This window comes from Microbispora sp. GKU 823 (assembly GCF_002027145.1).
GTDB lineage: Bacteria > Actinomycetota > Actinomycetes > Streptosporangiales > Streptosporangiaceae > Microbispora > Microbispora siamensis.
The window spans coordinates 54,982-72,310 of record NZ_MWJN01000011.1 but is presented as its reverse complement, the minus strand read 5'-3'; the positions used below and the strand labels follow the sequence as shown (position 1 = coordinate 72,310).

The following is a 17,329-nucleotide window of genomic DNA, read 5'->3' as shown; positions in this document are numbered from 1 at the left end:
GAGAGGCTGCGACCAGCCCTGACGCCGTCTCATTTGGGGTGTCCGGTGATCTGTACGGTGAACGGGGGCTATCCACGCTCCTGTGCTGTGACCGGAGCTGAAGGGCAAGCAGCCCAAGCTGACGGCCCGGCAGCAAGCCCATCTGGTCGAACAGCACGCCACCGGTGAACACACCATCGCCGACCTCGCCGAGCTGTGCTCCGTCAGTCGGGCGACGGTGTACCGCGTCCTCGAACACCCCCGCACCGCCTGAAACCGCAGGTCAAAGAAGTCGATGGACGCCATTTTGTGGCTGTGACACGTCCGTTACCGGCACCTCGAATCGAGGACGACGTCCACCGGAGCGCCGTCGGTTGGCCCCAGGATCCGCTCGGCGTAGCCGTCGGGGCCGGAGGACACCGCCACGCCGGCGCCGAGTGAGCGGGCCGGGTCGCGGCGGGACAGCGGGGACGCGGTGGCGACGACGCGCGCTCAGCTCACCGCGAGAGCCTGCACGTCCCCGTACGACGGGAGGCCGGCGGGGATCTGCCCGCCGGTGGCGACGCCCGGGCGGTCTCGGTCACCGCGTGCAGGGCGGCCCGCAGCAGCAGCGACCCGGTGCTGATCCGGCGGACGCCGAGCGCGGCCAGGCCCGCGACCGTGTGGCGGCCGGGCAGGAACAGCACGTTGAGCGGCAGGTCGACCGCGCCCACCAGCGCCCGCACGTCGTCGTCGGCGGCGACCCCGGGGACGAACACCCCGTCGGCCCCGGCCTCGGCGAAGGCCCGCAGCCGGGCGATGGTCGTGCCCGGATCCCCGGCGCCCAGCCAGTAGGTGTCGGTGCGGGCGTTGACGAACAGCCCCGGCGCCTTCGACTTGACCGCCGCGATCGTCTCGCACCGCTCGGCGAGGTCCGCCAGCGTCCCGTCTGTCCGGCCGTCCTCGATGTTGACCCCGGCCACACCGAGGGCGGCCAGCTCGGCGGCGATCTCGGCCACCCCCTCCGGCGTGTCCGCGAAGCCGCCCTCGATGTCCACCGACACCGGGCACGGCAGCCCGGCCAGCCGCCGGGCCAGCGCCAGCGTCTCCGCCGCGGTGTCGCCGGTCGCGTCGGGTTTGCCCGCCGCCGCGGCGACGCCGAGGCTCGTGGTCCCGATCGCGGCGAACCCGGCGGCGGCCAGGACGGCCGCCGAGGCGTGGTCCCAGGCGTTGGGCAGCACCAGCGGGTTCTCGGCATAGTGCAGCGCACGGAAATCGGCAGAGTGCAGCGCACGGAAATCGGCAGAGTGCAGCGCACGGAAATCGGCAGAGTGCAGCGCACGGAACGTCTCGGCGTGTGTGCTCATCGGGGTCCTTCCATGGTCTCGGCGCCCTCCAGGTGGAGGCCGGCGGGCACGCGCAGGTTGGGCGACGGCTCGTACGGGATCTCGGGATCGGCGAGGCGGTGCCCGAGAGCGGCCGCCACGACGCCCGCCGCCAGGGCGAGCGCGGCCCGCTCCCCCGGGCAGGGCCTGATCCCGCTGCCGAACCCCAGGTGCCCGCCGCCCTCGCCGCGTCCCTGCCGCAAACGGGCAGGGTCGAAGCGGGCAGGGTCGAAGCGGTGCGGGTCGGGGAAGACCTCGGGGTCCCGGTTGGCCGCCGCCAGGTCCAGCACGAGAACGGTCCCCGCGGGCACGGCAACTCCCCCGGCCGTCGCGTCCTCGGCGGCCACCCGGCGCGTGAGCCGTACGGGCGGGTCCCACCGCAGGGTCTCGGCGAGCAGCGCCTCGACCGGCCACCGTGCGGCCACGTCGGCGGGCAGGCGGGTCACGGCGGCGAGGGTGTTGCCCACCAGGCCCGCGGTGGCGTCGCACGCCTGCACGAGCATCCCCGCCACCGCGGCCAGCAGGCCGGGCCCGGGCTCCTCCCCGCCTTCGCCCAGCGCGGCCGCCAGCACGCCCACCGCCGCGTCCCCCGCGGACGCCTCACCGGGAGCGGACGGGAGGTGGTAGGCGGCGGCCATGGTCGTCACCGCGGCGACCACCTCCTCCCGCCGGTCCTCCGGGACGCCGAGGCGCGTGGCGAGGACGCCGATCGGGACGCGGCGGGCGATCCTGGCCATCACGTCCACGCGGGCCCCGCCCGCAAGTTCGGCGCTCGTCCGCTCGCAGGCCTCGCGGCGCAGCCGTACGGGGTCGAGGGCGTCGAGCGACTCCACAACCCGCGCGCGGCGGCGGGCGTGCTCGTCCCCGTTGCTGAACCTGCTGACCGCTCCCCGCAGCCAGGCCATCCCCGTTCCCGGCGGCGCGGCGGGGGCGGCGGGGACGAGGAAGCGGGGATCGGCGAGTACGGCGCGCACGTCGGCGTGCCGGGTCAGCCGCCGGTCCCCTCCGGCGGGCGGATCTGCTGTCATCGGTGGCCGGGGGCGCGTGGAGGCCTGCCCCCTTCCCCCCTTCCGTGGTGGTCGTCGCCTCTCCGGCAGGCTAGGGCCGCGATCCTTCGGCTCCGGTCGAACGATGAACGTTTCACGGCCGGGCTGGCGCCCGGCGGCCCGGGGGCATTTGGGCCTTCTCAACGTTCGGCGCGCGGGTTATCACAGGGCGGGAGGGCGATTGTGATCCCCGCGCCCTCCCGAGAGCGTTCCACGGCTCCACGACTGGGCACCACGCGCCGGGCCACTCCGGCGTCGACATCTCGTACGCCCGCTGGGCACCACCGCGATGGAGGACGGCATGCGCCTGTTACGATCCGTGGTCACTCGATTACTCCTGCTGTGCGCGATGGTCGCCGCGGGCGCCGCCGCCGGCGCGGGGGCCGCGAACGCGGCGGTTCCCGACGTGTGGGGGTTCGCCTACGTCAACACCAACTCCGGCGTGCCGAACCTGTCCTACCAGGCGGGCAGCTGGACGTCCGGCACGGTCACCGTCACCCCCGGCGTCCCCGGGGAGTACTTCGTACGGTTCCCGCAGATCGGAATCCCCAAGGGCGGGATCGCGCACGTGACCGCGATCTCGCAGTCGGCCGAGTGGTGCCAGATCGAGAAGTGGGGTCAGGTCGGCACGGACGAGATCGTGGCGGTGCGGTGCTACCGGTACGGCGGAGGCCCGGCCAAGGCGCTGTTCTCCATCGTCTTCGCCAGCAGCAGCGGGGCGCTGCCCGCCGGGACGCAGGCGTTCGGCTACGTCTTCTGGGACGGCTCGTCCGTCGCCTCCGACTACAACTCCTCGCTCGCCCCGAACTCCGTCTTCCACAACGCGACCGGCGACTGGACCGTGTGGATGCCCGGTCTCGGTTCCAGCACGGCGGCGGGGAACATCCAGGTCACCGCGGTCGACTCGGGGTCCCCGGCCCGGTGCAAGGTGGGCGCGTGGAGCCCGTCGCCGTCGGGGCAGAAGATCCAGGTGCTGTGCCACGACGCGACCAACGTGCCGCGCGACACCGGCTGGACCCTCACCTACCAGCGTGAGCGCGCGATCACCGGGGCGTTCGCGCCGCCGAAGCTGTTCGCCTACACCTTCGACAACACCCCGGCCAACCCCGGGCCGTACGCGCCGGTTCCCCCTGGAGTCAACTTCAACTACCCCGGCGCGATCAACAAGATCCAGTCGGCCGGGACCGGCCTGCGCCTCGTGACCTTCCCCGCGGTCGGGGCGCTGCCGAACGACGTGCAGGTCACGGCGTTCGGTCCCGGACCTGAGTTCTGCAACCTGCTCACCCTGTGGACTACCTCGGGTTCGGACGTCTACGTCCGCGACGTCGCCTGCTACAACGGCACCACCCGGGTCAACCAGGCGTCGTTCGTGACGTACACCTCGGTGTACTGACGAGGCAGGACGGGGGGCGGGCGCGCCGACCAGGACGCAGATCAGGGCACGCGGAGGCGGTGGGTGAGCCCCGTGTGGCGGCGGCCCGCCCCCCGCGTGCGCACGGCCTGGCCGAGCGCCCGCCGCGACCCGACGATGACCACGAGCTTCTTGGCCCGGGTGATGGCGGTGTAGAGCAGGTTGCGCTGCAGCATCATCCAGGCGCTGGTGGCCAGCGGGATGACGACGGCCGGATACTCGCTGCCCTGGGAACGGTGGATGCTGACCGCATAGGCGTGGGCGAGTTCGTCGAGCTCGTCGAAGGAGTAGTCGACGTTCTCGTCCTCGTCGGTGAGCACGGTCAGCTTGCTCTCCTCGGGGGTGATGGCGGTGACGACGCCGACCGTGCCGTTGAACACCCCGGCCGCGCCCTTGTCGTAGTTGTTGCGCAGCTGGGTGACCTTGTCGCCGACGCGGAAGACCCGCCCGCCGTACCGGCGCTCCGGCATGCCCTCGCGGGCGGGGGTCAGCGCCTCCTGCAGGGCGATGTTGAGCGCGCCCGCGCCGGCCGCGCCGCGGTGCATGGGCGCCAGCACCTGTACGTCCCTGCGCGGGTTGAGGCCGAACTTCCTGGGGATGCGCCGGGCGACCACGTCCACGGTCAGGGCGGCGATCTCCTCGGGTTCCTCGCAGGGGAACAGGAAGAAGTCGGGGAACTCCCTGACCAGGGGGTGCTGGCCGGTGTTGACGCGGTGGGCGTTGACGACCACCCCGGACTCCTGCGCCTGGCGGAAGATCTGCGTCAGGCGCACCCGGGGGATGCCGGGGGCGGCCAGCAGGTCGCGCAGCACCTCTCCGGCGCCGACCGAGGGAAGCTGGTCGACGTCGCCGACGAACAGCAGGTGCGCGCCCGGGGCGACCGCCTTGGCGAGCTTGTTGGCCAGCAGCAGGTCGAGCATGGACGCCTCGTCCACCACGACCAGGTCGGCGTCGAGGGGGTTGTCGCGATCGAAGGTGGCGTCCCCGCCGGGGCGCAGCTGGAGCAGCCGGTGCACGGTGGTGGCCTCGTGGCCGGTCAGCTCCGCCAGCCGCTTGGCCGCCCGGCCGGTCGGGGCGGCGAGGATGACCTTGGCCCGCTTCGCGCGGGCGAGGGTCACCACCGAGCGCACGGTGAAGCTCTTGCCGCAGCCAGGGCCGCCTGTTAGGACGGCGACCTTCTCCGTCAGCGCGAGCCGTACGGCCTGGGCCTGCTCGGGCGCGAGGTCGGCGCCGGTCCGGCCGCGCAGCCAGTCGAAGGCGGCCGGCCAGTCCACGTCCGCGAACGCCCCGAGCCGGTCGTGGCCGGAGGTCAGCAGCGTGCGCAACGTGCCGGCCAGCGACAGCTCGGCACGGTGGAAGGGGACGAGGTAGATCGCGGGGACGGTGCTCTCGCCGTTCTCGTCGCCGTTCTCGCCGTTTCCCCTGGCCGGGACCTCCTCACGGACCACGCCCTCCTCGGCGACCAGCTCCTCCAGGCAGGCGGAGGTCAGGTCGGGCGGCACCTCAAGGATCTTGACGGCGTCGGCGACCAGGTTGGGGGCGGGCAGGTAGCAGTGGCCGTCGTCGGCGGCCTGGGAGAGCGTGTAGCGCAGCCCTGCCTTGACCCGCTCGGGGCTGTCGTGCGGGATGCCCACGGCCTGCGCGATCGTGTCGGCGGTCTTGAACCCGATGCCCCACACGTCGTCGGCGAGCCGGTAGGGCTCCTTGCGGACCACGTCGATGGAGTCCTCGCCGTACTGCTTGAAGATGCGTACGGCGATGGAGGTGGACACCCCGACGCCCTGCAGGAAGATCATCACCTCTTTGATGATCTTCTGTTCCTCCCAGGCGGCGGCGATCATCTTGGTCCGCTTGGGCCCGAGGCCGGGGACCTCGACCAGGCGCTTGGGCTCCTCCTCGATGACCCGCAGCGTGTCGGTGCCGAAGTGGTCCACGATCCGCTCGGCCATCTTCGGGCCGATGCCCTTGATCAACCCGGAGCCCAGGTAGCGCTGAATGCCCTGGATCGTCGCCGGCAGGACCGTGGTGTACGACCAGACCTCGAACTGCCTGCCGTACTTGGGGTGGGAGCCCCAGCGGCCGGTGAGCCGCAGCGACTCGCCCACCTGCGCCCCGAGCAGCGGCCCGACGACGGTCAGCAGCTCGGTGCCGGACCGTTCGGTGGCGACCCTGGCGATCGTGTAGCCGGTCTCCTCGTTGGCGTACGTGATCCGCTCCAGCACGGCGTCGAGCTGCACGCCGGGCGGCCTGCCCGCGGCGCCTCCGGGAGGATTCGTCATGGGTCGCATTGTCTCCCACATGGCGGGACCTTCCTGACCGGAACCGGCGCCGCCGGGGATGGCGTCGAAGACGCCCTACCGCCGCGACATCGAAGGTCTCCGTAACCTGCAAGAATCCCGCCACGCGCGAAGGCAGCGGCCGCCGAGCCGGGGGCGGACCGGCCCGGCAGCTCCCGCAGGTCCTGGAGGTCGAACGCGTCCATCAGCGCCTGGACGGGCATGTCGGCGGGAACGGGATGGCGCAGGTGCTGGGTCAGCTATTGGAGGGTGGTGCCGGTGAGGGCGTCTGAGGAGTGGCGGCCCAGGAGGCGAGCAGGCGCAGTCCCGGCACCCGGCGCCGGGAACCCGACGGCAGCCCGGCCTGTTCGGGGATGATCTTCGCGCGCCGCGAGGTCAGGAACTCGCGGACCTCTTCACGGTTGTCCACCCCTCGACGGTACGTCCTGCCTGCGGTTTCAGGGGTGGACTGCCAGTACACCCCTTGGCTGTGCCTGGTTACGCGCGGCCACAGGGGGTTACCTAGAAGGTGTGCTCCTCTGGCCGGATGTGAAGCCGGTGACCGGAGGGGCTCCTACCCGGTCCGGGCGGTCGGCTACCTGACGCCTTGGGCTCCCAACCGCACGCGGCGCCGCCACGCACCCGGTCGAGGACTGGGCTGGCGCGCCCGTCCCATTACGCGAAGGACCCTCTTTCATGCGCGGAGCAGTGATCCACGCCCCGGCGACATCCGTTTGGAGAGCCTGGACGACCCGAAGATCCTCCACCCCACCGACGCGATCATCCGCACCGCGGTGACATGCGGTGCGGCTCGGACCTGCGGCCCTACCGCGCGTCGAGCCGACCGGCGAGCCGCATCGGATGGGGCACGAGTACGTCGGCTGGGTGGAGGAGGCCGGCTCGGAGGTGACCGCGGTCAAGCCGGGACAGTTCGTCGTCGGGTCGTTCGCGACCTCGGACAACACCTGCGCCGACTGCCAGGACCGCAGCGCGTCCGGGAGAACGTCGAGGCCACTGCCCCACACCTCGCACAGTGAAGGAATCGCAGTGCCGGAATCCATGCCATGAGCACGTGGAACAGCGACGAGTTGGACCGCATCGCCACTGCCGACGAGCTTCGCGTCGCGCCTCGCCGCAGCGACGGAAGCCTCCGCCGCTCGACCACCATCTGGGTCGTGCGCTATCGCGACGACCTGTACGTACGTTCCTGGCGCGGCGTACAGGGCGGCTGGTGGCGCACCGCCCACGACACCCACGAGGGCCGCATCTCCGCAGGCGGCGTGGACGCCGAGGTCACCTTCTGCGAGGTGGCCGATCCCCGCGTGAACGACCAGGTCGACTCGGCGTACCGCGCCAAGTACGGGCACTACAGCGGCTACGTCGAGCCGATGGTCGCCGACGATGCCAGGGCGACGACTCTGCGTCTCATCCCTCGGCCCTGACCATCCATCGATACGACCACCCACTTACCTCACTCCGTGAGATGAAGGAGCACCAAAGGTGAATCCCGCCTACGACTTCTCCGGACAGGTCGCCTTCGTCACCGGCGCCTCCTCGGGCATGGGCCTGGCCGCCGCCCGCGCCTTCGCCGCCTCTGGCGCCGCTGTCGCCCTGGTCGACATCAACGCAGGCGCCGTGGAGCAGGCCGCCAAGGAGCTCACCGACGCCGGCCACCAGGCCTTGGCCCTGGTCTGCGATGTCACCGACGAAGACCAGGTCGCCGCCGCCGTCGACCGCACCGTGGAAACCTTCGGACGCCTGGACATGGCCTACAACAACGCCGGCGTCCAGGCCCCTCCAGCCGACGCCGCCGACGAGACGGCCGCGGACTTCGACCGTGTCAACGCGGTCAACCTGCGCGGCATCTGGACGTGCCAAAAGCACGAACTGCGGCAAATGCGCACCCAAGGCTCCGGCGCCATCGTCAACTGCTCCTCCCTCGGCGGCCTCGTCGGCCTGCCCGAACGCGCCGCGTACCACGCCTCCAAGCACGGCGTGATCGGCCTGACAAAGAGCGCCGCGGTGGAATACGCCCCCAGGGGCATCCGCATCAACGCCGTGTGCCCCGGCGTCATCGAGACCCCGATGGTTGCCGACATGCTCGAAGGCCAGGCCGAAGCCATGGCCGAAATCACGAAGCAGCAGCCCATCGGCCGCCTGGGCACCGCCGACGAGATCGCCAACGCCGTCCTGTGGCTGTGCAGCCCGGCCGCCGCCTTCGTCATCGGCGTCGCCCTGCCCGTGGACGGCGGATTCACCGCCCACTGAGATCGCGGCGAACCGACCTCAAGGCAGGCGACTCATCGTGATGCCATGACCGGCCCGTGCTCGCCGGCAGAATCGGGAACTTACGCTCCTTCCGCCGCTCCAGCCCCTGGTTGGTCGTGCGACGCGCAACCTGGGCCAGGAACCGGCGGCGCTCGTTCGGCAGTACCGAGGCCTCGGCCGTGCGCCCGAGCGCGGACACGTCCGGCCGGCTAGCGCGGCAGGCGTAGTCCTGCGATGAGCAGTCCGGCCAGCCGGCGCGCGTCGTAGTGCGGGTCGTTTTCCGCGCCGATGCAGAGGTTTCCGACACCGCGCATGAGTTCGATGGCCGGGATGTCGGCGCGGATCTCGCCGGCGGCGGCCGCGGCGTCGAGCAGCCGGGTGCACACGGGCACGAGGCGGTCGAGGAAGTAGGCGTGCAGGGCGTCGAAACCGGCGTCGTCGGAGCGCAGCACGGCGGCCAGTCCGTGCTTGGTGACCAGGAAGTCGACGAAGAGGCCGATCCATCGCTCCAGTGCGGCGTAAGGGGTCGCGCTGGTCTCCAGCAGGGCAGGCCCGGCCTCGGCACATGCCTCGACCTGGTGCCGGTAGACGGCGATGATGAGGTCCGCTCGCGTCGGGAAGTGGCGGTAGATCGTGGCCGTCCCGACGCCGGCCTTGGCCGCGATGTCGCGTACGGGCGCGTCCACGCCCGAGGCGACGAAGACCGCGGCGGCCGCGTCGAGCAGTGTCTTCTCGTTGCGCCGTGCGTCCGCCCGTCTGGGCCGGGCCGCACGCCCCGCGCCCCGGTCACTGTCGTTCATCGCGCGGCTCCCTCCACTACCCGGGTTGCTAAACGGGACATGGTTCCGTATCGTCGAAACGGGACACGGTCCCGTTTGCTCATGATGCCAGAGCAGGAAGCCGGCGACCAAGCCATGCGTCGCCACCATGCTTCCGCATCCCCTCGCTCGAACCCCCGGTGGCCCCCCTCACTCGGCGCTGCCGGTGTTCGAAAAGACTGAAAGGAAGACCATCCATGAGCGAAGCAACCTTGGCGGTTCCGGACCTGGCCGTCAGCGTGCCCAATCCGGTCGTCTCCGTGAAGCCGGTGGTGCTGCCGGCCCCCGGCCGTGGCGAGGATCTGCGCGTACGCGTGTCCGCGCCGACGATCGGACGAGAACTGCCGGTCATCGTCTTCTCGCACGGCTTCGGCGAGTCGCTGGACGGCTACGGCCCGCTGGTCGACTTCTGGGCCGCCCATGGCTTCGTGGTGATCCAGCCCACCCATCTCGACTCGAGGACGCTGAACCTTCCTCCCGACGATCCCCGTACGCCGCTGATCTGGCGTTTCCGGGTCGAGGACCTGAAGCGCGTCCTCGACGGGCTGGAGCTCGTCGAGGATTCCGTTCCCGGCCTCGGCGGGCGTCTCGACCGAGGCCGCATCGCGGTGGCCGGGCACTCCTGGGGCGCCCAGACGGCGAGCATGCTCCTGGGCGCGCGCGTGCTCGACGCCGAGGGCGAGCCGGGAGAGGACATGTCCGATTCACGGATCAAAGCGGGTGTGCTGCTCGCCCTCCCCGGCACGGGCGGAGCGGACCTGACTCCGTTCGCCGCCGAGCACTTCCCGTTCATGAACCCGAGCTTCGCGGAGATGACCACACCGGCCCTCGTGGTCGCGGGAGATCGCGACCAGTCCCTGCTGTCGGTCCGGGGGCCGGACTGGTTCACCGACGCGTACTTCCTGAGCCCCGGCGGCAAGAGCCTGCTCACTCTGTTCGGGGCGGAACACTCGCTCGGCGGGATCTCCGGTTACCACGTCACGGAGACGACGGACGAGAACCCCGGACGAGTCGCCCTGATCCGGCGGCTCACGTGGGCCTACCTCCGAACCGCGCTCGGCATCGACGATTCGAGCTGGCCGGCGGCGCGCGCCGCTCTGGCGGAGGCCGATGATCCGCTGGGCCGGATCGAATCCCGGTGAATCCCCGGCGAACACACCGCGCGCCCCTTCACCAGGTGGGGGACGCGCCTCCGGCGACGACGTACTGGCGGCACGGTCAGTAGGGGGACGCCGAGTTGCTCTCGGCCCAGAGCTTCTCGGCGTCCGAGCCTGCCGGAGGCGGCGCGATCCCGTTGATCATCCAGAGGTCGTCGCTGGTCTCGTCGACGTGGAACTCCCAGTGCAGCCCTGCGTTCCGTTCGAGGTGGGGCTGCAGCATGCTCTTGATCCACTGGGCGGTCCTGCGCCGGCTCTCCCGATCGGGGTTGCGGCGGGCGATGTGGTCGACGACGATGCGGACCCCGACCGGGGTGGGCTCCCCGCCGACGTAGAAATCCTCGGGCCGGGTCTCGTGGAACAGCGTGATCACGTAGAACCGGGGCAGCCCGACCTGTTCGTAGTGGTCGGTGATGTGGGAGGCGAGTTGGTGCTTCTCCTCGTCGGTGAAGATTCCGGGCGTGTGATGAATGGTCCATAGTGGCATGGCGGTTCGCGACTCCGTCGGGTGTCGGGATGCGATGTCAGCGGGCGGCCGAGATGGTCAGGCGCTCCACGGGGCCGGACAGCGCGGCCTTGGCGGCGACGGTGACGTCGTCGGCGAGGACCTCCGTGGCCCCCGCCTCCAGGCCGTCGACGATCCGCGCGGCCACCTCGGCCGGCGTCGCCTTCGGCGACTCGATGGCGGAGACCATGTCGGTGTCGATGAACCCCGCGTGGACTCCGACGACCTGGGTGTTCTGCCGGGCCAGTTCGAGCCGGAGCGAGTTGGTAAGGGACCACGCCGCCGCCTTCGACGCCCCGTAGGCGCCGCTGCCGGCCAGCCAGGACAGCACGGAGTGCATGTTCACCAGTGCGCCGCCGCCGTTCGCGGCCAGGATCGGCGCGAACGCCCGTGCCATCCGCAGCGGCCCGAAGACGTTGACGTCGAACGTCTCGGTGGCGCGTTCGAAGTCACCCGTCAGCAGTGGAGCCGGCAGCAGGATCCCGGCGTTGTTGAAGACGATCTCGACGTCGGTGGCGACCTCCGCGAGGGCGGCGATCGACGCCGCCGAGCGGACCTCCAATTCGGCGGTGACCACCTCTGGACGGTCGTCGGTGTACGCCGAGCGCGCGGTCGAGTACACCTTTCGCGCCCCGCGCGCCAGCACCTCGTCGACCAGCGCCGCGCCGAGCCCACGTCGGCCCCCGGTCACCACAACCACCTTGCCCGCTACCGCGACCATGGCCATCTCCCCCTGAGTAACGATTCCGTTAGTTAGGGATTCAAGCACGCCAGGCTGGATAACGCAAGCGTTAGTTACAATGGCGGGGTGGCGATGGAGTTCGAGGAACGGCTAAGCGACCGGGACGCATGGTCGATCGGCGACGGATGCTCGGCGGGGCGGGTGCTGGACCTGCTCAGCACCAAGACAGTGTTCCTGGTGGTCCGCGAATGCTTTTATGGCACAACCAGGTTCGACGACTTCGTGACGCGGATCGGGGCCTCGGCGCCTGCGGTGTCGCGGGCACTCAAACAGCTGAAGGCCGCGGGGATCGTCGCGCCCGTCGTCTATCGGGAGCCGGGGAGCCGTGCCCGCGACGAGTACCGGCTGACCGAGGCCGGCGAGGACCTGCTGCCGGTGTTCCTGTCGCTGATCCAGTGGGGCGACACGTACCTGCAGGAAGGCCGCCCGCCCCTGTCGTTCGTCGAGGCCGGCACCGGCCGCCCGATACGGGTCCGCGTAACCGCCGAGCCGACGCCGGAGGCCACATGTGACGACATCGAGATCCGGCTGAACCCCGCCTGGCGGCGCGACTGGCAGGGGTCCCCGTAGCAAGCCCCCAGATGAACGAACCCGCCGTTGACCTGGACACCGCGACCTCCCCGTGATTCTTCACCTGCCGGTGTGCCGGGCTGCCGCGGGTAGCTCCACAGAGATGCGGATCCCGCCGGCAGAGCGCGGGGTGAGGGTGAGCGTTCCGTCGTGTGCCCGGGTGATGGTTTTGACGATCGCCAGGCCGAGACCGACGCCTGCGTGGTCGGTGTGTATGCGCTCGGTGCCGCGCCGGAATGGTTCGGTGAGCGTCGAGACCAGCTGTGGGGTGAGCTTCTCGCCGGTGTTCTCGACGGTGAGCACCACAGTCTTGGGGCGGACGCTGGTATTCACCCACACGGTGCCCTGTTCAGGCAGATTGTGGACGATCGCGTTCTGCACGAGGTTCATGGTCAACTGCAGCAGGAGCGCTTGTGATCCGATGGCGGGGGCGATGTCACCGGAGGTCTCGATGGTGACGCCGCGCCTTTCCGCCAGGGGGAGAAGGGTCTCGGCGGCTTCTTCCGCCAGGAGAGACAGGTCGACGTGTTCCCGGGTGAAGGACCTCTGGTCGGCACGGCTGAGCAGGAGCAATGCTTCAGTGAGGTCGATCGCCCGGGTGTTGACGGCGTGGAGGCGTTCGATGACTTCGCCGGTGTCGTGGCCCGGATCGGTGCGGGCCACGTCGAGAAGTGCCTTCGAGATCGCCAGCGGGGTGCGCAACTCGTGAGAGGCGTTGGCTGCGAATCTCCGCTGTTCGGCGACGTGCGCTTCGAGCCGCTCGAGCATGCCGTCGAAGACGTCGGCGAGTTCGCGGAACTCGTCTTTGCGGCCCGGTAGCCGGATTCGGTGGGAAAGTGACCCGTTCGTGGCCATGCGTGTGGCGTCCGCGATGCGGGCCAGCGGGGCGAGCATCCGGCCGGCGAGGATCCACCCTCCGACGAGGCCGAACATCAGCAGGAAGAACAGCACCGCACCCGCGGCCGACCCGAAGTCGCGCAGGAGGGTCGAGCGGACCAGCACTCCCCCGGGGACACTCGTGTAGCCGGGCAGGTGGCGCAGGATGAAGATCCACACCGCCGCGAGCAGCAGAGCGCCGGCGAGCATGAGGAATCCGGCGTAGCTGAGGGTGAGTTTGAGGCGAACGCTCAACCCGGGCGCTCTATCCACGGTCGCCTCCCTCGTGTCCGGCCTCTGGTTGCGTGTCGATGCGGTAGCCGACGCCGGGAACGGTGGCGATGATCCAGGGTTCGCCGAGACGCTTGCGTAGTGCCGAGACCGTGATGCGCACGGCGTTGGTGAACGGGTCGGCGTTCTCATCCCACGCCCGCTCCAGGAGTTCCTCGGCGCTGACGACACCGCCTTCGGCGGCGACGAGGACTTCGAGCACGGCGAACTGCTTCCTGGTCAGCGCGACATAGCGGCCGTCCCGGTAGACCTCTCTGCGGAACGGGTCCAGCCGCAGACCGGCGATCTCTCGCACGGGCGGCCTGTTGTGGGCACGTCTGCGGTCGAGCGCTCTGAGCCTGAGGACGAGCTCCCGCAGTTCGAAGGGCTTGGTGAGGTAGTCGTCGGCGCCGAGCTCGAACCCGGAGGCCTTGTCGTCGAGCCGGTCGGCAGCGGTGAGCATGAGGATCGGCATGCCGCTGCCGGAGGCGACGACGTGTTTGGCGATCTCGTCACCGGACGGCCCGGGGATGTCACGGTCGAGGACGGCGATGTCGTAGGCGTTGACGCTCAGCAGTTCCAGAGCGGTGTCGCCGTCGCCCGCGATATCGGACGCGATCGCTTCCAGGCGCAGGCCGGCGCGGATGGCCTCCGCGAGAAAGGGTTCGTCCTCGACGATCAACACACGCATACGATCGATGCTACGGGCCGGCGCATATCGTCGGCATATCGAAAATTCCATACGTGCCGGCAACTTCACGCTGCCTTGACTGGCAGCATGTCTCACTTATCAGCCTCGACGCGAAAAGCGTCCCGTAAGACTTACTGGATTCTCGGCGCCGGTCTGATATTCGTCATCGCGATGATCGGCGCGGCCCTCGGCCATCAGTCGCGGAATTCCTCGCCCTCCTCGGCCGCGTCGCGGTCCTTACCCGCGGCATCGCCTTCAAATGTTCCTCGCCGTGAACACCGTGGTCCGCTCGGCGAGGCCGACGGCGTCGTCCCCGACGGCGTCACGGTTTTCGACGACGCGATTCCGGCCGTGGCCAACCTCGATCCCGATCTCCTCGAGGCGCTCCGCCGGGCCGCGACGGACGCCGCGAATGACGGAATCAAATTCTACGTCAACAGCGGCTGGCGTTCCCCGGCGTACCAGAATCAGCTTCTTCGCGAAGCGGTCGCCAAGTACGGCTCCGAGAAAGAGGCCGCCCGATGGGTGGCAACCGCGGCGACCTCGTTTCACGTGAAAGGAGAGGCGGTCGACATCGGGCACCCCGATGCCGCGGTGTGGCTGTCGAAAAACGGGACCGAGTACGGGCTGTGCCAGATCTACAGGAACGAACCCTGGCACTACGAACTACGCCCAGAAGCGGTCGATCATGGCTGCCCGCGCATGTACGCCGACCCCACCGAGGACCCGAGGATGCGGAATTGACCGACAGGATGCGAGGACAGGCAATGGTGGGCAGGGCGGAGTCCGGGCAGGGCGGCGTCGGCCGCCGGCGCGCGGGCGTCCGCCGGGTGATCCTGATCGGCTCCCGGCCGGAGCCCTGGAGGCGTGGCCTGGTGCTTGCAGCGCTGGCGCTGCTGCTGGGCCTGCTCATGCTGCTGCACGCGAAGATCCCGAACCGTCCCGGGAACCTCGGCAGCCTGGTGGAGACCTTCCTGCCGTGGTTCGGCCTGGGCGTTCCGGTGCTGCTGGTCGTGGCGCTGTGGCGCCGCTCCGCCTCTGCGATGGCCGCGCTGCTGCTGCCGGTCGTGGTGTGGGTGCACCTCTTCGGCGGGCGGTTCATCGGCAAGTCCCAGCCGGTCGCCGACCTCACCGTGGCCAGCCACAACGTCGGCGCCGCCAACCCCGACCCCGCCGGCACCGCCCGCAAACTGGCCGCCTCCAGGGCGGACGTCCTGGCGCTGGAGGAGTTGATCCCGCAGACCACGGGCACGTACGAGAAGGAACTGGCGAAGACCTACCCCTACCACACCGTGCTGGGCACGGTCGGGCTGTGGAGCACGCTGCCGCTGTCGGACACCCGACCGATCGACGTCATGAACTACGGGCCACTGGCGGAAACCATACCGGCCGGCAAGAAGACGGCCCCGAACCGGGCGTTGCGCACCACGGTGGCCACGGACCACGGGCCGCTGACGGTGTATGTGGCCCACCTGGGGTCCGTACGGGTGAATCCCAAGGCGGGCTTCTGGACGGCCTCACGGAACATCGGCGTGCAGGCGCTCGCCGAGGCCATCGCCGCCGAGAAGAACACGCGGGTGGTGTTGCTCGGCGACCTGAACGGCACCATGGACGACCGCGCGTTCGCCGGCATCACCGCACAGATGCACTCGGCCCAGAACGCGGCCGGGGACGGCTTCGGCTTCACCTGGCCGGCGTCCTTCCCGGTGGTGCGGGCCGACGAGATCCTGGTCCGCGGCGTGGAGCCGGAGAGCTCGTGGGTGCTGCCGGCCACCGGAAGCGACCACCTGCCGGTGGCGGCCGGAATCAGCTGGTGAACCACCCACGCCGCACCGGAACCGAAGTCCGCAGCACCCCGTGTGGATCTGCCGGCGTAGAGACTTGCCGTAGCTAAGTTAGAAAGCTAAGTTATGAGCTATGGAACGGAACCTCAGCCTCAATCTGCACGTGCTCACCGCCCGGCTGGACCGGGCGGCCGACCGGATCCTCCGGGCGGAGCACGACATCTCCTACAGCCGGTTCCTGGCGCTGACCCTGGTGGGAGAACTGGGGGCCTCGACGCAGCGGACCCTGGCCGAATACCTCGGCGTGACCGAGCCGTCGGTGAGCCGCATGACGGCCGTCCTCGCCGCCGACGGTCTTCTCGACGTCCGGCCCGACCCCGGCGGGGGGAACCGCCGGCGGCTGAGCCTCACCGACGAGGGAAAGCGGCGGGTGGCTTCCATCCGGCAGGAGTTCGAGGACCGGCTGGCCGCGGTCGTCGCGGAGAGCGGTGTGCCGTACGCCGAGTACGCCGAGCACACCGCGCGTCTGCTGGCGACGTTCGACCGGCTGGAGCGGGAGGCGGGCAAGTGAGCCGGAACATCGACATCCCGGCCTTACGCCGGGGCACGGTCAGGTCGGGCGACGGCACGGCGATCGGTTATCAGACGACGGGCACCGGGCCGGATCTCATCGTGCTGGGCGGCACGCTGCGAACCTCGGACGACTACCTGCCGCTGGCCGCCACGCTGGCCCGCTCGTTCACGGTGCACGTCGTCGACCGGCGCGGACGCGGCGCCAGCGGCCCCCAGGGACCCGACTATTCCCTGGCCAAGGAAGTGGAGGACCTGCGGGCCGTCCAGGCCGCGACCGGGGCCCGGCTGGCGTTCGCACACAGTTACGGCGGGCTCGTCGTCCTGGAGACCGCGCGTTCGTTCCCGCTGTTCGACCGCATCGCGGTCTACGAGCCCGGAGTGCCCTGCTTCCCCGTCCCCACCGGCTGGATGGCCCCGTTCCGTGAACGGCTGGCCGCGGGCGACCATTACGGCGCGTTCGTCCACTTCATCCGAGGTTCCGGCGGCGCGCCGGCCTTCATGACCATGCTGCCGCACTGGTATCTGCGCACGGTGATGCGCCTGGTGGTGCGCGGGCCGAGTTGGGAGCGCATGCGGTCCCTCCTGGGGGAATGCCTGGCCGAGCACGAGCAGCTCGCCGCGCAGCATGGCCGGCTCACCGAGTTCGCTGAGGTCACCGCCCCGGTGCTGCTCCTCGTCGGCGGCCGCTCCAAGCCCGAGCACCGGGCGGAGTTCGCCATGCTCCGCGACACCCTTCCCGACGCCGCCCTCGAGACGATCGACGGCCTCGGCCATCTGTCGCCGACGGAACCGAAATCGGGCCCGGTCGTGGCCGAGCGGGCTCTGCCGTTCCTCCTGTGAGGATCAGTCCCATCGGCGGGACACCTTCTTCGCCCAGGATGCCTCCAGCCTGCCCACCGGACGCTGACCCTTCGCGGAGGAGGCGACGAACGGGTCCCGGCGCGCGTCCGCCCATCGGCTGATCGGCGTCGCCGGCTTCCGCGCACCAGCCGTGCGCGG

The 17,329-nt window shown here is 70.4% G+C and carries 20 protein-coding genes; 11 read left to right on the top strand and 9 right to left on the bottom strand.

The genetic code is table 11. The features are described from left to right. Positions 1-97: 97 nt before the first annotated feature. Positions 98-253 (top strand): helix-turn-helix domain-containing protein, encoded by a 156-nt coding sequence (locus B1L11_RS08770; RefSeq protein ID WP_079314073.1) that lies wholly within the window; start codon positions 98-100, stop codon positions 251-253. A 223-nt stretch (positions 254-476) separates the two neighbouring features. Here B1L11_RS08770 and B1L11_RS08765 read toward each other — a convergent pair whose 3' ends face one another. Both B1L11_RS08765 and B1L11_RS08760 read right to left on the bottom strand, forming a co-directional pair. Beyond that, positions 477-1,325: an isocitrate lyase/phosphoenolpyruvate mutase family protein gene (locus B1L11_RS08765; protein WP_143737133.1), complete on the bottom strand. Its 849-nt coding sequence runs from the start codon at positions 1,323-1,325 to the stop codon at positions 477-479. Further along, the gene (locus B1L11_RS08760; protein ID WP_079314018.1) at positions 1,322-2,371 is read right to left on the bottom strand and encodes a cytochrome P450; all 1,050 of its coding nucleotides are present in this window, start codon (positions 2,369-2,371) and stop codon (positions 1,322-1,324) included. Before B1L11_RS08760 ends, B1L11_RS08765 begins: the two co-directional genes overlap by 4 nt. Positions 2,372-2,690: 319 nt before the next feature. Here B1L11_RS08760 and B1L11_RS08755 point away from each other — a divergent pair, with 319 nt between their 5' ends. Continuing rightward, the gene (locus tag B1L11_RS08755; protein WP_143737132.1) at positions 2,691-3,782 is read left to right on the top strand and encodes a hypothetical protein; all 1,092 of its coding nucleotides are present in this window, start codon (positions 2,691-2,693) and stop codon (positions 3,780-3,782) included. Positions 3,783-3,823: 41 nt separating this feature from the next. Here B1L11_RS08755 and B1L11_RS08750 read toward each other — a convergent pair whose 3' ends face one another. Together B1L11_RS08750 and B1L11_RS54615 are read right to left on the bottom strand one after the other, a co-directional pair. Further along, the gene (locus B1L11_RS08750; protein ID WP_143737131.1) at positions 3,824-6,079 is read right to left on the bottom strand and encodes an ATP-dependent RecD-like DNA helicase; all 2,256 of its coding nucleotides are present in this window, start codon (positions 6,077-6,079) and stop codon (positions 3,824-3,826) included. 253 nt (positions 6,080-6,332) lie between these two features. Beyond that, the gene (locus tag B1L11_RS54615) at positions 6,333-6,506 is read right to left on the bottom strand and encodes a hypothetical protein (RefSeq protein ID WP_218670990.1); all 174 of its coding nucleotides are present in this window, start codon (positions 6,504-6,506) and stop codon (positions 6,333-6,335) included. A gap of 374 nt (positions 6,507-6,880) precedes the next feature. On the opposite strand from B1L11_RS54615, the gene B1L11_RS50115 reads away from it, so the two are divergent. Genes B1L11_RS50115 through B1L11_RS08735 form a run of 3 tightly spaced genes read left to right on the top strand, consistent with a single transcriptional unit; the run spans position 6,881 to position 8,344 of the window. Continuing rightward, positions 6,881-7,144, top strand: coding sequence for an alcohol dehydrogenase catalytic domain-containing protein (locus B1L11_RS50115; RefSeq protein WP_256862346.1), 264 nt, complete (start codon positions 6,881-6,883; stop codon positions 7,142-7,144). Next, positions 7,141-7,518: a DUF2255 family protein gene (locus B1L11_RS08740; protein ID WP_079314015.1), complete on the top strand. Its 378-nt coding sequence runs from the start codon at positions 7,141-7,143 to the stop codon at positions 7,516-7,518. Before B1L11_RS50115 ends, B1L11_RS08740 begins: the two co-directional genes overlap by 4 nt. 58 nt (positions 7,519-7,576) lie before the next feature. Further along, positions 7,577-8,344 (top strand): glucose 1-dehydrogenase, encoded by a 768-nt coding sequence (locus B1L11_RS08735; protein WP_079314014.1) that lies wholly within the window; start codon positions 7,577-7,579, stop codon positions 8,342-8,344. A 209-nt stretch (positions 8,345-8,553) separates the two neighbouring features. Here the strand turns inward: B1L11_RS08735 and B1L11_RS08730 are convergent, their stop codons facing one another. Next, positions 8,554-9,144 (bottom strand): TetR/AcrR family transcriptional regulator, encoded by a 591-nt coding sequence (locus B1L11_RS08730; RefSeq protein ID WP_079314013.1) that lies wholly within the window; start codon positions 9,142-9,144, stop codon positions 8,554-8,556. 215 nt (positions 9,145-9,359) lie between these two features. Between B1L11_RS08730 and B1L11_RS08725 the strand changes: the two genes are divergently transcribed. Continuing rightward, entirely contained in the window at positions 9,360-10,304 is a 945-nt protein-coding gene (locus B1L11_RS08725; RefSeq protein ID WP_079314012.1) for an alpha/beta fold hydrolase, read from the top strand. Positions 10,305-10,380: 76 nt separating this feature from the next. Here B1L11_RS08725 and B1L11_RS08720 read toward each other — a convergent pair whose 3' ends face one another. Together B1L11_RS08720 and B1L11_RS08715 are read right to left on the bottom strand one after the other, a co-directional pair. Next, on the bottom strand, positions 10,381-10,806 hold the full coding sequence (locus B1L11_RS08720) for a tautomerase family protein (protein WP_079314011.1): 426 nt from the start codon (positions 10,804-10,806) through the stop codon (positions 10,381-10,383). 37 nt (positions 10,807-10,843) lie between these two features. After that, positions 10,844-11,545 (bottom strand): SDR family oxidoreductase, encoded by a 702-nt coding sequence (locus B1L11_RS08715; RefSeq protein WP_079314010.1) that lies wholly within the window; start codon positions 11,543-11,545, stop codon positions 10,844-10,846. A 93-nt stretch (positions 11,546-11,638) separates the two neighbouring features. On the opposite strand from B1L11_RS08715, the gene B1L11_RS08710 reads away from it, so the two are divergent. Next, positions 11,639-12,136 carry a helix-turn-helix domain-containing protein gene (locus tag B1L11_RS08710; protein ID WP_079314009.1) on the top strand — a complete coding sequence of 166 codons (498 nt, stop codon included), beginning with the start codon at positions 11,639-11,641 and terminating at the stop codon, positions 12,134-12,136. A gap of 60 nt (positions 12,137-12,196) precedes the next feature. Here B1L11_RS08710 and B1L11_RS08705 read toward each other — a convergent pair whose 3' ends face one another. Next, positions 12,197-13,267 (bottom strand): HAMP domain-containing sensor histidine kinase, encoded by a 1,071-nt coding sequence (locus B1L11_RS08705; protein ID WP_306291618.1) that lies wholly within the window; start codon positions 13,265-13,267, stop codon positions 12,197-12,199. A 10-nt stretch (positions 13,268-13,277) separates the two neighbouring features. Continuing rightward, positions 13,278-13,973, bottom strand: a complete 696-nt coding sequence (locus B1L11_RS08700; protein WP_079314007.1) for a response regulator transcription factor — start codon at positions 13,971-13,973, stop codon at positions 13,278-13,280. Between the two features lie 87 nt (positions 13,974-14,060). Here B1L11_RS08700 and B1L11_RS08695 point away from each other — a divergent pair, with 87 nt between their 5' ends. The 4 genes from B1L11_RS08695 to B1L11_RS08680 all read left to right on the top strand — a co-directional run bounded on the left by B1L11_RS08695 (position 14,061) and on the right by B1L11_RS08680 (position 17,170). Next, positions 14,061-14,717, top strand: a complete 657-nt coding sequence (locus B1L11_RS08695) for a M15 family metallopeptidase (protein WP_079314006.1) — start codon at positions 14,061-14,063, stop codon at positions 14,715-14,717. Between the two features lie 23 nt (positions 14,718-14,740). After that, positions 14,741-15,790 carry an endonuclease/exonuclease/phosphatase family protein gene (locus tag B1L11_RS08690; RefSeq protein ID WP_079314005.1) on the top strand — a complete coding sequence of 350 codons (1,050 nt, stop codon included), beginning with the start codon at positions 14,741-14,743 and terminating at the stop codon, positions 15,788-15,790. A 100-nt stretch (positions 15,791-15,890) separates the two neighbouring features. Continuing rightward, on the top strand, positions 15,891-16,328 hold the full coding sequence (locus B1L11_RS08685; RefSeq protein WP_079314004.1) for a MarR family winged helix-turn-helix transcriptional regulator: 438 nt from the start codon (positions 15,891-15,893) through the stop codon (positions 16,326-16,328). Further along, positions 16,325-17,170 (top strand): alpha/beta fold hydrolase, encoded by an 846-nt coding sequence (locus tag B1L11_RS08680; RefSeq protein ID WP_143737126.1) that lies wholly within the window; start codon positions 16,325-16,327, stop codon positions 17,168-17,170. Before B1L11_RS08685 ends, B1L11_RS08680 begins: the two co-directional genes overlap by 4 nt. Positions 17,171-17,329: the final 159 nt, after the last annotated feature.

Coding starts and splice junctions, on each gene's coding strand:
- B1L11_RS08765 (WP_143737133.1), bottom strand. CDS start 1,325: ATGAGCACACACGCCGAGACGTTCCGTGCGCTGCACTCTGCCGATTTC.
- B1L11_RS08760 (WP_079314018.1), bottom strand. CDS start 2,371: ATGACAGCAGATCCGCCCGCCGGAGGGGACCGGCGGCTGACCCGGCAC.
- B1L11_RS08755 (WP_143737132.1), top strand. CDS start 2,691: ATGCGCCTGTTACGATCCGTGGTCACTCGATTACTCCTGCTGTGCGCG.
- B1L11_RS08750 (WP_143737131.1), bottom strand. CDS start 6,079: ATGACGAATCCTCCCGGAGGCGCCGCGGGCAGGCCGCCCGGCGTGCAG.
- B1L11_RS08740 (WP_079314015.1), top strand. CDS start 7,141: ATGAGCACGTGGAACAGCGACGAGTTGGACCGCATCGCCACTGCCGAC.
- B1L11_RS08730 (WP_079314013.1), bottom strand. CDS start 9,144: ATGAACGACAGTGACCGGGGCGCGGGGCGTGCGGCCCGGCCCAGACGG.
- B1L11_RS08725 (WP_079314012.1), top strand. CDS start 9,360: ATGAGCGAAGCAACCTTGGCGGTTCCGGACCTGGCCGTCAGCGTGCCC.
- B1L11_RS08720 (WP_079314011.1), bottom strand. CDS start 10,806: ATGCCACTATGGACCATTCATCACACGCCCGGAATCTTCACCGACGAG.
- B1L11_RS08715 (WP_079314010.1), bottom strand. CDS start 11,545: ATGGTCGCGGTAGCGGGCAAGGTGGTTGTGGTGACCGGGGGCCGACGT.
- B1L11_RS08710 (WP_079314009.1), top strand. CDS start 11,639: ATGGAGTTCGAGGAACGGCTAAGCGACCGGGACGCATGGTCGATCGGC.
- B1L11_RS08700 (WP_079314007.1), bottom strand. CDS start 13,973: ATGCGTGTGTTGATCGTCGAGGACGAACCCTTTCTCGCGGAGGCCATC.
- B1L11_RS08695 (WP_079314006.1), top strand. CDS start 14,061: ATGTCTCACTTATCAGCCTCGACGCGAAAAGCGTCCCGTAAGACTTAC.
- B1L11_RS08690 (WP_079314005.1), top strand. CDS start 14,741: ATGGTGGGCAGGGCGGAGTCCGGGCAGGGCGGCGTCGGCCGCCGGCGC.
- B1L11_RS08685 (WP_079314004.1), top strand. CDS start 15,891: ATGGAACGGAACCTCAGCCTCAATCTGCACGTGCTCACCGCCCGGCTG.